Annotated in this window: 10 protein-coding genes; 3 read left to right on the top strand and 7 right to left on the bottom strand. The window is 73.9% G+C overall.

Going from position 1 to position 13,254, the window contains the following annotated elements:
- The first annotated feature begins 228 nt into the window (after window positions 1-228).
- Both IE316_RS24485 and IE316_RS24480 read left to right on the top strand, forming a co-directional pair.
- Window positions 229-1,491 (top strand): TOMM precursor leader peptide-binding protein, encoded by a 1,263-nt coding sequence (locus IE316_RS24485; protein ID WP_190206622.1) that lies wholly within the window; start codon window positions 229-231, stop codon window positions 1,489-1,491.
- Entirely contained in the window at window positions 1,484-2,857 is a 1,374-nt protein-coding gene (locus IE316_RS24480; protein WP_190206621.1) for an ABC1 kinase family protein, read from the top strand. Before IE316_RS24485 ends, IE316_RS24480 begins: the two co-directional genes overlap by 8 nt.
- A gap of 125 nt (window positions 2,858-2,982) precedes the next feature.
- On the opposite strand, the gene IE316_RS24475 is transcribed toward IE316_RS24480, so the two are convergent.
- The 4 genes from IE316_RS24475 to IE316_RS24460 all read right to left on the bottom strand — a co-directional run bounded on the left by IE316_RS24475 (window position 2,983) and on the right by IE316_RS24460 (window position 6,534).
- Window positions 2,983-3,306 (bottom strand): putative WhiB-interacting protein, encoded by a 324-nt coding sequence (locus IE316_RS24475; RefSeq protein ID WP_190206620.1) that lies wholly within the window; start codon window positions 3,304-3,306, stop codon window positions 2,983-2,985.
- Entirely contained in the window at window positions 3,303-3,671 is a 369-nt protein-coding gene (locus IE316_RS24470) for a WhiB family transcriptional regulator (protein ID WP_190206619.1), read from the bottom strand. The genes IE316_RS24475 and IE316_RS24470 overlap by 4 nt, the downstream gene beginning before the upstream one ends.
- 176 nt (window positions 3,672-3,847) lie before the next feature.
- Window positions 3,848-4,135 (bottom strand): hypothetical protein, encoded by a 288-nt coding sequence (locus tag IE316_RS24465; protein WP_190206821.1) that lies wholly within the window; start codon window positions 4,133-4,135, stop codon window positions 3,848-3,850.
- 197 nt (window positions 4,136-4,332) lie between these two features.
- Window positions 4,333-6,534, bottom strand: a complete 2,202-nt coding sequence (locus tag IE316_RS24460; RefSeq protein ID WP_190206618.1) for an ATP-dependent DNA helicase UvrD2 — start codon at window positions 6,532-6,534, stop codon at window positions 4,333-4,335.
- A 234-nt stretch (window positions 6,535-6,768) separates the two neighbouring features.
- On the opposite strand from IE316_RS24460, the gene IE316_RS24455 reads away from it, so the two are divergent.
- Entirely contained in the window at window positions 6,769-7,011 is a 243-nt protein-coding gene (locus IE316_RS24455) for a mycoredoxin (protein ID WP_004983675.1), read from the top strand.
- A 72-nt stretch (window positions 7,012-7,083) separates the two neighbouring features.
- Here the strand turns inward: IE316_RS24455 and nudC are convergent, their stop codons facing one another.
- From nudC to IE316_RS24440, 3 genes are all read right to left on the bottom strand, one after another.
- Window positions 7,084-8,028, bottom strand: a complete 945-nt coding sequence (gene nudC, locus IE316_RS24450; RefSeq protein WP_190206617.1) for an NAD(+) diphosphatase — start codon at window positions 8,026-8,028, stop codon at window positions 7,084-7,086.
- A gap of 156 nt (window positions 8,029-8,184) precedes the next feature.
- Window positions 8,185-9,597: a dipeptidase gene (locus IE316_RS24445; protein WP_190206616.1), complete on the bottom strand. Its 1,413-nt coding sequence runs from the start codon at window positions 9,595-9,597 to the stop codon at window positions 8,185-8,187.
- Between the two features lie 10 nt (window positions 9,598-9,607).
- Window positions 9,608-13,174: an ATP-dependent DNA helicase gene (locus tag IE316_RS24440; RefSeq protein WP_190206615.1), complete on the bottom strand. Its 3,567-nt coding sequence runs from the start codon at window positions 13,172-13,174 to the stop codon at window positions 9,608-9,610.
- Window positions 13,175-13,254: the final 80 nt, after the last annotated feature.

Raw genomic sequence — 13,254 nt, 5'->3', positions numbered from 1 at the left:
CGGGGCGGTTGGATACGACGCCATCACCCGGCGTCCGATTTGTACGACCGCACAGTCACCGGAGCCGGCCGCGGCGGCATGAGGCGGTGGCATTAGTACGACAAGCATCCACTGCCTGTGGACAACGTTCCGCACCCGGCGCCGCGACCGTGCATGCTGGCTGCGCCGGCCCCGCCACGACCGTCCGGGCCGACGCACGGGAGTACGACCACGTACGGGGGACCTGTCATGCATCCGATGGTGAAACCCGCGCTGCGGCGCGGCTGGCGCGACCTGAAGACCGTCCAGTTCGGCATGGCACCGGCGCACGCGCTGACGCTGGGGCCGCTGGACACCGCGACGGGCAGCTTCCTGGAGCTGCTCAACGGCACCCGGGGAGTGGCGCTGCTGCGGGAGGAGGGGCGCCGCATGGACCTGCCGGACGGCCATGTGGACGCGCTGCTGGAGCGGCTGGCGGGGGCCGGGCTCCTCGACGACTCCCGGGGCGGCGGTCCGGCCGCCGACGCCCTCCGGCAGAAGAAGGACGTCCTGGACCGGCTCCGCCCGGACCTGGCCTCGCTGTCGCTGACGACCGCCGGGCCGGGCGAGGCGATCGGCCGCCTGGCGGCCCGCGGGGCGCAGCGCGTGCAGGTCAGAGGCGCGGGCCGGGTCGGTGCGGTGCTGGCCTCGCTGCTGTCGGCGGCCGGGGTCGGCGAGGTCGACGTGCGCGACGGCGGCTGTGTCGAACCCTGGGATCTCTCCCCCGGCGGGCTGCCCGCCGAGTCCGTCGGGGACCGCAGGGACGAGTCGGCCCGGCGGGCCGCCCGCCGGGCCGCCCCGGGCCGTCCGCCCCGCCGCGGTCCGGCGGTCCCGCCCGAGGACGGCGGCTCCGGCTTCTCCCTGGTGGTCCTCGCCCCGCGCGACGACGTCGCCGTGCACGCACCCCCGCCGTCCGCCGCCGAACCCCTGATGGCCTCCGGTACGCCCCATCTGTACGCCGGGGTGGTCGAGGGCACCGGTGTGGTCGGGCCCTTCGTCCTGCCCGGTGAGACGGCCTGCGCGGGCTGCCTCCAGGAGGACCGTGCCGACCGGGACCCGACCTGGCCGCGGCTGGTCGCCCAGTGGCGCTCCGGCCGGCAGCCCCGGGTGCGGCCCTGCGACCTGGCGCTGGCCACCACCGTCGCCGGGCTGGCGGCGGCCCACGCACTGGCGTTCCTCGACGGGCACGACCCGTCCGTCGCCGATGCCCGCTGGGAGGTCTCGCTGCCCGGCCTGCACTGGCACGCGCGGCCGGTCCCGGCCCACCCCGCGTGCCCGTGCTCGGCCGCCCGGCGCCCCGCCGAACGGAACGTCGAACCGCAGCGCGACGAGGACGGGAACGAAGGTGTGCGCGGACACACCTCCGAGAACGGGCGGCGGCGCGCGACAATGGCTGGGCAACGGCTGTCAGCGGTACCCCGCCGCAAGGCGGGCACGGCGCGGCCTGCTGGGACTTGGAGGGCGCATGTCTGATCTTCCCCGGAAGGCGGTCACCCGGACCGCCAAACTCGCCGCGCTCCCGCTCGGCTTCGCCGGACGGGCGACCTGGGGACTCGGCAAGCGGATCGTCGGCGAGTCCGCCGAGCTCGTCGGCCAGCAGGTGCAGCAGCGCACCGCCGAGCAGTTGTTCAAGGTGCTCGGCGAGCTGAAGGGCGGCGCCATGAAGTTCGGCCAGGCCCTCTCGGTCTTCGAGTCGGCCCTGCCGGAGGAGATCGCCGGTCCCTACCGGGCTGCGCTGACCAAGCTGCAGGAGGCCGCCCCGCCGATGCCGACGCGCACGGTCCACGCCGTGCTCGCGGAGCGGCTCGGCGAGGACTGGCCGGAGCTGTTCCAGGAGTTCGACGACAAGCCCGCCGCCGCGGCCTCGATCGGCCAGGTGCACCGGGCCGTGTGGCACGACGGCCGCGAGGTCGCGGTCAAGGTGCAGTACCCGGGCGCCGGCGAGGCCCTGCTGTCGGACCTCGGCCAGCTCAGCCGCTTCGCCCGGCTGCTGGGCCCGCTGGTCCCCGGCCTGGACGTCAAACCGCTGATCGCGGAGCTGAGGGACCGGGTCTCGGAGGAGCTGGACTACGGCCTGGAGGCGCAGGCCCAGGGGGCGCACGCGGAGGAGTTCGCGGCCGACCCGGACATCGTGGTGCCGGCCGTGGTCCACCAGCGCGAGCAGGTCCTGGTCACCGAGTGGATCGACGGCATCCCGCTGTCGGAGATCATCGCCGACGGCACCCCGCAGCAGCGCGACCGGGCCGGTCAGCTCCTGGCCCACTTCCTCTTCTCCGGTCCCGCCCGCACCGGCCTGCTGCACGCCGACCCGCACCCGGGCAACTTCCGGCTGCTGCCCGGCGGCCCGGCCGGCGAGGACGACTGGCGGCTGGGCGTACTGGACTTCGGCACGGTCGACCGGCTCCCGGGCGGCCTGCCGGACACCATCGGCACCTGTCTGCGCCTGACCCTGGACGGGGACGCGGAGACCGTCTACGAGCAGCTCCGCGAGGAGGGCTTCGTCAAGGAGTCGATAGAGCTGGACCCCGACGCGGTCCTGGACTATCTGCTGCCGATCATCGAACCGGCCCGGGTGGACGCGTTCACCTTCACCCGGGGCTGGATGCGCAGCCAGGCCGCCCGCATCGGGGACATCCGCTCCCCGGCGTACCAGTTGGCCAAGCAGCTCAATCTGCCGCCGGCCTATCTGCTGATCCACCGGGTCACCCTGAGCACGATCGGCGTGCTGTGCCAGTTGGGGGCGACGGTGCGGCTGCGCGACGAGCTGGAGGAGTGGCTGCCCGGGTTCGTCGAGGAGCCGCTGCCGGTGGAGGAGGCGGAACCCGCCGCGGAGGCGTGAGCGCGGCGCGGAGGCGGGGACGCGCCGCGGGGGCCGGTCCGCTGGTCGGACCGGCCCCCGCGAGGAGAGCTTCGCCTCCCGTGGCTCGAGTGCGGGCCGGGAGGCCACCGCTTCGGGTGTGGTGGTTACTGCATGACGGCCATGGCGAGCGCCCGGCGGGCACGCATCGAGGCGCGCTCCGCCCGGCGCTGCATCCGGCGGGCGGTGGCCAGGCGCATGGCCCGGCGCTCCCGCTCCGCCTGCCGCAGTTGCTCGTGCATATGCGCACGTGCCAGGGCTTCTTGGATGAGTTGCATCTCTCGGGTCCTGTTCTGGCGCGAGTCGTTCGCACCACTGGTGGTGAGGTCTTCGGGCGCGGAGCTGAGGGGCTCGTGGGTGGACGGCTTCATCGGGGCCTGCTTCTTGGGGTCGTACGTGAGGGGACGGTCGATCGTTCCGGTGGTTTTCATGCCGTGACCGGGTTCTTGCGCGGGCGGCCGCGCGGCCGCTTCCGGGCGACGACGACACCCTGGACGAACAGCTCGCCGCCCCAGACGCCCCAGGGCTCACGCCGTTCCTTGGCGCCGGCGAGGCAAGCCTCGATCAGCGGGCAGGTGCGGCAGAGGGACTTGGCGTACTCCACGTCCGCGGGCGACTCGGCGAAGAAGACCTCCGGGTCGTAGGAGCGGCACGGGACGGGTACGCCGAGGTTCTCGATGGCGTCGTCGAGCGCGGTGAGCGCGGTGAGCGGGGTCAAGGTCGGGTCCTCCGTGGGGACAGGCTTGGGGATCGTGTCGGAAGGCGGTACGGACGGGACGTGCGCTTCGAGTTGCACGGGTCGTCTTCCTCGTCTGGTCGTTCCGGCCGGTCGGCCGGGGGCGGCTTGGTACCGGGCTCTTGTGTTGTGTCCCGAGGCCCCTTCGCTCTGCCGTCCCGTTCTGGGGACAAACAGAAGGGCCGCGGATCCCGGATGGGGTTCCGCGGCCCTGAAGGCGCCGGCCTGATCGGCGATCAGGCTGGATCACTCCAGGGTTCTGGCCCACGGAAGGCCCACATCAGGTGGTGCTGCGTCGTCTGCTGCTTCCGGAATCCGGCACCGGTCGCCGCAAAGGCATAGGCCCGGGCCTGTGCCACTACTGCCGCTTCCAGTGCCTTGGTCGGTCGCTCATTGCGCTCACGGACGGGAAGGCCCGCGGGGGCAACGGAGGACGCCGGACGCACGGCGGGAATGCCGGACAGACCGGTGCCCAGGTCGGAGGCGCCGAGGATGCACAGGGAGACGGTCGAGCGATCGGTCATTTTCACGGTGGAGCTGGTGATGATGGTGGCCACTGGACTCGCCTCCTCTCGGCGTCTCGGGGGACCGGGGTGAACCGGTCCGCGGATATGCAAGTACAACACGGATTCAGTGCCTCCGGGAAGGCTGCCGTCTCCGTGTGCAAGAACCTATGGGGATTCCCGGGGCGTGCGCAAACTATTTTTTCGATGAGTTGGGATCAGTCGTCCGTGTCTCCGTAGTCGACCTCTTGACCTGCACAGATGGCCAGAACATCGGCTCCGTAGCGGTTTGTCTTGCGTGCTCCGACGCCCGGGACGCGGGCCAGCTCGTGCTCGTCCTCGGGGACGGTCTCGGCGATCGCCATCAGTGTCTTGTCGGTGAAGACGCAGAAGGCCGGCTGTCCGCTGCGCCGGGCCTGGACCGCACGCCACGCGCGCAACCGCTCGTAGACGCCCTCGTCCATGTCGGAGGGGCAGTCCTCGCAGCGCAGCAGCTTCAGCTCGCCGCCGTCGGTGAGCGCCCGGCCGCAGACCCGGCAGCGGGCCGGGGAGCGCCGGGTGCGCCGCGGGGCGGGGGCGCCCGCCGCGGTGCCCCCGAAGCCGCGCTCCACCCCTCCCGCGGCGCCCGCCGCCGCGCGGCCGGCCGGGCCGCCCGAGCCGGGGCGCAGTCCGTCGAGAAACCGGCTGGGCCGCCGGTTGGGCCGGCCGCCGGGTGCGCGGGACAGCGCCCAGGACAGGTGCAGGCGTTCGCGCGCACGGGTGACGCCCACGTAGAGGAGACGGCGTTCCTCTTCTATCTGCTCGTCGGTCTTTGCGTAGGTGATCGGCATCATTCCCTCGGCGAGGCCGACCAGGAAGACGACGTCCCATTCGAGTCCCTTGGCGGAGTGCAGGGAGGCGAGGGTGACGCCCTGCACGGTCGGGGCGTGCTGGGCGCTCGCCCGCTCGTCGAGTTCCGCGACGAGGTCGCCGAGGGTCGTGCCGGGCCGGGCGGCGGCGAAGTCCCGCGCGAGGTTCACCAGCGCGGCCAGTGACTCCCAGCGCTCCCGGACGGCACCCGACCCGGCCGGGGGCTGGGGCGTCCAGCCCTCCCCCGACAGCACGGCGCGCACCTGGGCGGGCAGGTCGGCGGTGTCGTCGAGGAGGGCGTCGTTGCCGCCGAAGCGGGCCGCGGCGCGCAGTGCCGTGTGGGCCTTGCGCACCTCGGGGCGGTCGAAGAACCGCTCCGCGCCGCGCAACTGGTAGGGCACCCCGGCGTCGGAGAGGGCCTGCTCGTAGGTCTCGGACTGGGAGTTGGTGCGGAAGAGGACGGCTATCTCGGCGGCCGGGACGCCGGAGTCGATCAGTTCGCGGATACGGCGGGCGGCGCCCTCGGCCTCGGCGGGCTCGTCGGTGTACTCGGTGTAGACGGGCTCGGGGCCGGCGGGGCGCTGGGAGATCAGCTCCAGGCGGTGGTCGGCGGCGCGGCCCCGGGCCTGGGCGAGCAGTCCGTTGGCGAGGTGGACGACCTGGGGGGTGGAGCGGTAGTCGCGGACCAGCTTGACGACGGTGGCGCCGGGGTGGCGGGTGCGGAAGTCGAGCAGGTGGTCGGCGGTTGCTCCCGTGAACGAGTAGATGGTCTGGCTGGCGTCGCCGACCACGCAGAGGTCGTCGCGGTCGCCGAGCCACAGGTCCAGCAGCCGCTGCTGGAGGGGGCTGACGTCCTGGTACTCGTCGACCACGAAGTGCTGGTACTGGGCGCGGACCTGTTCGGCCACGTCCCGCCGGTCCTGGAGGACGGCGACGGTGAGCAGCAGGACGTCCTCGAAGTCGATGACGCCCCGGCCGCGCTTGAGGTCCTCGTAGGCGGAGTAGAGCTGGGCGATCTCGGCGGGGTCGCGGGGGGCCTCGCGGCCGGCCTTGGCCGCGGCGAGGGCGTAGTCGGCGGGGACGGTCTGGGTGACCTTGGACCACTCGATCTCGGCGGTGACGTCCCGCAGCTCGCCCCGGTCGAGGCGGATGCGGCAGGCGGCGGCCGCGTCCGCGACCAACTGGATCTTGCGGTCGACGAGCCGGGGCATGGGGCCGCCGATCGCTTTCGGCCAGAAGTACTGGAGCTGGCGCAGGGCGGCCGAGTGGAAGGTGCGGGCCTGGACGCCGACGGCGCCGAGCTGGCGCAGCCGACCGCGCATCTCCCCGGCGGCGCGGTTGGTGAAGGTGACGGCGAGGACGCTGCTCGGCTGGAGGATGCCGGCGCGTACGCCGTAGGCGATGCGGTGGGTGATCGCCCGGGTCTTGCCGGTGCCGGCGCCGGCCAGCACGCACACCGGTCCGCGCAGGGCGGTGGCCACTTCGCGCTGCTCGGGGTCGAGCCCGTCGAGCACCGCGTCGGCCGAGTCCGGTACCTGCGGGAAGAGGGAGGAGTGCGTTGCTGCTGTCACACAGCCATGCTGCCAGGTCGCGGGAGGCGGCTGCGTCGGTTGTCCACAGGCGGGCCCTGATAGTCGTACTAATGCGGGAGGTGTGGGCGGACAGCGGTGGTGCGGGCCGGGCGGGGCGGGGGCGCGGGTTCGGCAGGGGGTCGCGCCCCCGGGTGGGAATGGGTGCGCCGTCGCGGACGTTGCCCTGGTGCGAGCAACACGGATTCCCCGAGCCGCCGAAGGAGCGCGAGAGACATGCCGGGCACTGTGACGATGTACAGCACCACGTGGTGCGGATACTGCCGTCGGCTGAAGAGCCAGATGGACCGCGAGGGCATCGCGTACACCGAGATCAACATCGAGCAGGACCCGGAGTCCGCCGCGTTCGTGGAGAAGGCGAACGGCGGGAACCAGACGGTGCCGACGGTGCTGTTCCCCGACGGTTCGACGCTGACGAACCCGTCGCTGGCGCAGGTGAAGCAGAAGATCGGCGCGTAACCGGAAGGCCGGTCCGCCGACCACCGAAGGGGTGGCCGTCCCGAGCGGGGACGGCCACCCCTTCGTCGTGTCCTAGAGGAAACCGCGCGTCGGCAGCGGCTTGCCGTACCACAGTTCGATCAGGCGGGCCGCGATGGAGATGCCGTAGGGCGGGAGCACCTCGCCGGACTCGAAGGCGGCGCCGAGTTCGTCCCGGGAGAACCAGCGGGCCTCGTGGATCTCGTCGCCGTCGACCGTGATGTCGGTGCTGGTCGCGCGGGCCATGAAGCCGAGCATGAGGCTGGACGGGAACGGCCAGGGCTGGCTGGCGACGTACTCCACCGGGCCGACGGTGATGCCGGCCTCCTCGAACACCTCGCGGCGCACCGACTGCTCGATGGACTCGCCGGGCTCCACGAAACCGGCCAGCGTGGAGAAGCGGCCCTCGGGCCAGTGGACCTGGCGGCCGAGCAGGATGCGGTCGCTGTCGTCGGTGACCGCCATGATCACGGCGGGGTCGGTGCGCGGGTAGTGCTCGGCGCCGCAGGCGGGGCAGCGGCGGATGTGGCCGGCGGCGGCGATCACGGTGCGCTCGCCGCAGCGGGAGCAGAAGCGGTGGGTGCGCTGCCAGTTCTCCAGGCCGACCGCGTGCACCATCAGGCCCGCGTCGCGCGGGGAGAGCAGCAGACCGGCCTCGCGCAGGCCCGCCGGGCGCGCGGACTGGTCCATGCGGCCGGGCAGCGCGTCCTTCTGCAGGGCGAAGTAGGCCACGCCGTCCTCGTCGATGCCGAGGAAGTAGCGGTGTGCCTCGGTGAGCGGGGCCTCGAAGGAGGGGGTCATGACGAGTTCGGTGCGCCCGTCGGGGGTCTCGTCGATGAGGACCTGGCCGCCGGAGACCACGAAACAGCGGGTGGAGGGGTGGCTCCAGGCCGCCGCGAGCCACGCCTCGTCGAGACGGTGGTGGGCGGCGCGGTCGACGCCGCTCGGGGCGGTGAGCGAGATGGGACGGTCGGCGGTGTGGTCGGTCCAGGTGGTCACGGGTGCTTCCATCTCCCCCGGTGCGGCGGTTCTGTTCGGCGGGCGGTTCAGCGGGTCGTACGGCGGGTGGCGACCGGGTCCGGGAGGGCTCGGTGGTGCGGGGCGGCCCTTCCAGTGTGCCCCGCGCGGGGTGCGGGTCCGGGCGGTCCGGGGTGGTCAGGGGGCATGGCGCCAGTGCTCGGCCAGGTCGCCCCAGAGGTACGCGGAGGTTTCCACGCCCTTGAGGAGCAGGTCCAGCTCGACCTTCTCGTCGGGGGCGTGCCAGCCGTCGGAGGGGACGGAGATGCCCAGGAAGAGCACCGGTGCGCCGAGGACGTCCTGGAGGTCGGCGGCGGGGCCGGAGCCGCCCTCGCGGGTGTAGCGGACCGGTTTGCCGAAGGCCCGGCCCATGGCCCGGACCACCGACTCCAGCGCCGGGTGGTCCAGGGGCGTCAGGCACGGGCGCGTGGCGGCGCCGAAGTCGATCTCGCAGCGGATGCCCGGGGGCGTCCGGTCGGCGGCCCAGGCGCGGACGGCCTTCTCCACGTGGTCGGGGTCCTGGCCGGCGACCAGGCGGAAGGAGAGCTTCACCATGGCGGAGGACGGGATGATCGTCTTGCTGCCCGGGCCCTGGTAGCCGCCGCCGATGCCGTTGACCTCGGCGGTCGGGCGGGCCCAGACGCGCTCCAGGGTGGTGTGGCCGGCCTCGCCGTGCGCCGCGCGGGACTTGGCCGTGCGCAGCCACCGGTCTTCGTCGAAGGGCAGTTCGGCGAAGAGTTCGCGTTCCCGGTCGGTGAGGTCGATCACGCCGTCGTAGAAGCCGGGGATCGCCACGCGCGCGTGCTCGTCGTGCAGGGCGGCGACGAGGCGGGCGGCGGCCGTGGCGGGGTTGGGCACCGCGCCGCCGAAGGAACCGGAGTGGATGTCCTGGTCGGGCCCGTACAGCCGGATCTCGCACTCGGCGAGGCCGCGCATGCCGGTGCACACCGTGGGGGTGTCCTCGGACCACATGCCGGTGTCGGAGACGATCACGGCGTCGGCGGCCAGCCGCCCGGCCCGCTCCTCGACGAGGGCGCGGAAGTGCGGGGAGCCGGACTCCTCCTCGCCCTCGATCAGCAGCTTGAGGGTGACGGCGGGGGCGGTGCGGCCGGTGGCGGCGAGGTGGGCGCGGACGCCGAGTGTGTGGAAGAACACCTGGCCCTTGTCGTCGGCGGCACCGCGCGCGTAGAGGCGGTTGTCGCGGACGACGGGCTCGAAGGGGTCGCTGTGCCAGCCGTCCTCGCGGGCGGCGGGCTGCACGTCGTGGTGCCCGTAGACGAGGACCGTGGGCGCCGCGGGGTCGGCGGCGGGCCACTCGGCGTAGACCGCCGGCGCACCGGGGGTCTCCCAGACCTCGGCGGTCGGGAAGCCGGTCGCCCGGAGCTTGGCGGCCAGCCAGTCGGCGCTGCGGCGTACGTCGGGCGCGTGGTCGGGCTGGGCCGACACGGACGGGATCCGCAGCCACTCGGCGAGGTCGTCGAGGAACGCGGCGCGGTGCTGCGCGATGTACGTGCGGACGGCGCTGACGGCACTGTCAACGGGCTTGCTCATGGTCACGAGCCTATCGGCCCGCACCGACACCCCGATCGTGCGGTTCGTCACCGTACGGCCCGCCCAGCAGCAGGCGCTCCAGGGCGGCCCGGCCGGGCAGGTCGCCGGGGCGCTCGATCTCGCCGGTGCGCACGTGCAGGAACGCCGCCGTGACCGCCTCCGGGGGCACGCCCTGCTGCTCGGCCCAGGCCAGCCGGTACACCGCGAGCTGGAGCGGGTCGGCGGTGCCGGTGCGGCCGGTCTTCCAGTCGACGATCTCGTACGTCGCCGAGTCGCCGTCGCCCTGCTTGTAGACGGCGTCGATACGGCCCCGTACGACGCGGCCGGCGAGGGCGAGCTGGAAGGGGGCCTCGACGCGGTAGGGGGTGCGGTGGGCGTACTCGGTGCGTTCGAAGGCCGCCTTGAGGGCGGCCAGGTCGTGTTCGTCGGCGATCTCGGCCTCGCTGCCGGGCAGCTCGTCCGGCTCCAGCATGGGCAGGGTGAGCGCCTCGAAGCGGGCCTCGACCCAGGCGTGGAACCGGGTGCCGCGGCGGGCGGCGGGCTGCGGCGGGCGGGGCATGGGCCGGGCCAGCTCTTGGGCGAGGCCGTCCGGGTCGGCGGCCAGGCGCAGCAGTTGGGTGGCGGTCAGCGAGACCGGCAGCGGCACCTCGGTGACGCTCTCCCGCGCGCGCAGCAGTTCCCCCGCGAGGGCGTCGAGGTCGCGGTCCCAGGAGGCGACGGTGCGGGCCTCCTCCGGGGTGAGGAGGGTTTCCGGGTCCGCGGGGTCCGCCGGGTGTGGGCGGGCGGTGTCCGGGCCGTCGGCCGGGGGCGTCGCCTGGTGGGGGACGGTCGGGCGGTGCGGGGACCAGGGGGCGTCGCCGAGGAAGGGGCCGGCTTCCTCCGGGTGACCGCCCTCGTAGGGAGGCTCGTCGTACAGGGGCCCGTCGTACGGGGGCTCGTCGTACGGGGGTTCGCCGTACGGGGGCTCGTAGGAGGGGTCGCCGAGGAGTTCGTCGTCCTCCGGTGGCGGCGGCCACTCGGGGTCGTCATAGCGGTCGGGGTCGTGGACGGCGACGGGGCGGGCCTGGGCCGGGGCGGCGAGGTTCTCCAGGTGGGTGAGGACCGTCTCGGCCGCCGCGCGGCGCCGGGCGAGGGCCGTGTCGTCCAGCGGCAGCGGCCACGCCTGCTCGGCGGCGGCCCGCTGCAGCGCGGGGTTCTCCGAGTCCTCGGCGGGCTCGTCCGCCCAGACCTCGATCTCGCCGTGTCCGGCGGCGCAGTGGTCGTACAGGGCCTGGAGGAAGTCGGACGGGCCGCGGGGCTTCTTCTGGGTGGGGCCCCACCAGTGGCCGGACCCCAGGAGGAGGGAGCGGGGGCGGGTGAAGGTGACGTAGCCGAGGCGGAGCTCCTCGGTGTACTGGTGCTCCTTCATGGCCTCGTGGAAGGACTTCAGGCCGCGGGAGTCCCAGGAGGCGACGTCGGGCAGGGTGTCGGCGTCGCCGCGCAGCGCGTGCGGCAGGACCTTGCCCTGGGCGGTCCACTTCTCGCGGCCCTGGGTGCTGGGGAAGGTGCCGGTGACCAGGCCGGGGACGGCGACGACGTCCCACTCCAGGCCCTTGGACTTGTGGGCGGTGAGCACCTTGACGGTGTTCTCGCCGCCGGGGAGGGCGTTGTCCAGGCCCTTCTCGTACAGGGCGGCGGTGCGCAGGAAGCCGAGGAAGGCGAGCAGGGTCGCCTCGTTGTCGCCGGCGGCGAAGGAGGCGGCGACGTCCAGGAAGTTCGACAGGGTCTCGCGGCGGCGGGCGGCGAGCGCGTGCGGGGACGCGGACAGCTCGACCTCCAGGCCGGTGACGGCGAGGACCCGGTGCAGGACGTCCATCAGCGGGTCGGCGAGGGAGCGGCGCAGCTCGCGCAGTTCGGTGGCCAGGCGGGCGAAGCGCACCCGCGCGTCCGGGGAGAACGGCAGGCCGTCGTCGTCCCCGGCGCCGTCCATCGGCGTCTCCAGAAAGGTGTCCAGGGCGTCGGCGAGCGATATCACCTCGGAGGGGTCGACGCCCTCGACGGCCTGGGCGAGCCGGCGGTCGGGGTCGTCGTCGTCCGTCACGCGCGCGTGGGCGACCAGCAGCCGGGCGCGGCGCCCCAGCAGGGCGAGGTCGCGCGGCCCGATCCGCCAGCGCGGCCCGGTGAGCAGCCGCACCAGGGCGGCGTTGGCGCCGGGGTCCTGGAGCACCTCGCAGACGGCGACCAGGTCGGCCACCTCTGGCAGGTGCAGCAGCCCGGACAGGCCGACGACCTCCACGGGCACGTCCCGGGCCACCAGGGCGCCCTGGATCTCCGCGAAGTCGGTGGCGGTACGGCACAGCACGGCGATCTCCCCGGGGGCGGTGCCGGTGCGCACCAGGTGGGCGATCGAGTCGGCGATCCAGTCGATCTCCTCGGTGTGGGTGGGCAGCAGGGCGCAGCGGACCCGGCCGTCGCGTTCGGCTCCCGGGGCCGGGCGGAGGGCCTCGACGCCCGCGTGCATCGCGCGCAGCGGCTCGGCGAGGCCGTTGGCGAGGTCGAGGAGCCGGCCGCCGCTGCGGCGGTTCTCGCTGAGCGACTGCCGGGTGGCGGGGGCCCCGTCGGCGCGGGCGAAGTGCTCGGGGAAGTCGTCGAGGTTGGCGACGGAGGCGCCGCGCCAGCCGTAGATGGCCTGGCAGGGGTCGCCGACGGCGGTCACGGGGTGGCCGGTGCCGCCGCCGAAGAGGCCCGCCAGGAGGACGCGCTGGGCCACCGAGGTGTCCTGGTACTCGTCGAGCAGCACGACCCGGAACTCGTCACGCAGGACGCGCCCGACCTCGGGGAGCGTGGCGAGCCGCGCGGACAGGGCGATCTGGTCGCCGAAGTCGAGCAGATCGCGGTCGCGTTTGGCGGCGCGGTAGCGGATCACCAGGTCGGCCAGCTCGCGGCGGGCGGCGGCGGCCTCGGGGACCTTGCGCAGGTCGGCGTTGGTGAGCTTGGCGCCCTGGAGGCCGGTCAGCAGGTCCGCGTCCCAGGCGCGCAGGTCCTCGGGGCGGACCAGGTGCTCGGAGAGTTCGGAATCCAGGGTGAGCAGGTCGCCGACCAGGTCGGGGAAGGAGCGGGTGAGCGCCGGGTAGGGGCCGGGGGCCTCGCGCAGCACCCGCGCGGCGAGCTGGTAGCGGGTGGCGTCGGCGAGCAGCCGGGAGCTGGGCTCCAGGCCGATGCGCAGGCCGTGGTCGGTGAGCAGCCGGCCCGCGAAGGCGTGGTACGTGGAGATCACCGGCTCGCCCGGCGGGTTGTCCGGGTCGATGGCGTCGGGGTCGGTGACGCCGGCCTTGATCAGGGCCTTGCGGACGCGTTCGGCGAGTTCACCGGCCGCCTTGTTGGTGAAGGTCAGGCCGAGCACCTGCTCGGGGGCGACCTGGCCGGTGCCGACCAGCCAGACCACGCGTGCCGCCATCACCGTGGTCTTCCCGGAACCGGCGCCGGCCACGATCACCTGCGGGGCGGGCGGCGCGGTGATGCAGGCCGTCTGCTCCGGGGTGAACGGGATGCCGAGGAGTTCTTTGAGCTGGTCGGGGTCGGTGATACGAGCGGGCACGACGAAAGGCTAGCGGCGGCCACTGACAGCCGAGGCCGGATCGGCGGCCGGGGCGGAAGAGGCGCAGGTCAGCCCCTGGG

Origin of the sequence: Streptomyces fumanus (assembly GCF_014655295.1) — a bacterium.
GTDB classification, from domain to species: domain Bacteria; phylum Actinomycetota; class Actinomycetes; order Streptomycetales; family Streptomycetaceae; genus Streptomyces; species Streptomyces fumanus.
This window is presented reverse-complemented; position numbering and strand designations above follow the sequence as displayed.

Bases quoted from the DNA above. Each gene is read 5' to 3' on its own strand.
- IE316_RS24475 (WP_190206620.1), bottom strand. From the start codon at position 3,306: ATGAAAACCACCGGAACGATCGACCGTCCCCTCACGTACGACCCCAAG.
- IE316_RS24445 (WP_190206616.1), bottom strand. From the start codon at position 9,597: ATGAGCAAGCCCGTTGACAGTGCCGTCAGCGCCGTCCGCACGTACATC.
- IE316_RS24485 (WP_190206622.1), top strand. From the start codon at position 229: ATGCATCCGATGGTGAAACCCGCGCTGCGGCGCGGCTGGCGCGACCTG.
- IE316_RS24480 (WP_190206621.1), top strand. From the start codon at position 1,484: ATGTCTGATCTTCCCCGGAAGGCGGTCACCCGGACCGCCAAACTCGCC.
- IE316_RS24465 (WP_190206821.1), bottom strand. From the start codon at position 4,135: ATGACCGATCGCTCGACCGTCTCCCTGTGCATCCTCGGCGCCTCCGAC.
- IE316_RS24455 (WP_004983675.1), top strand. From the start codon at position 6,769: ATGCCGGGCACTGTGACGATGTACAGCACCACGTGGTGCGGATACTGC.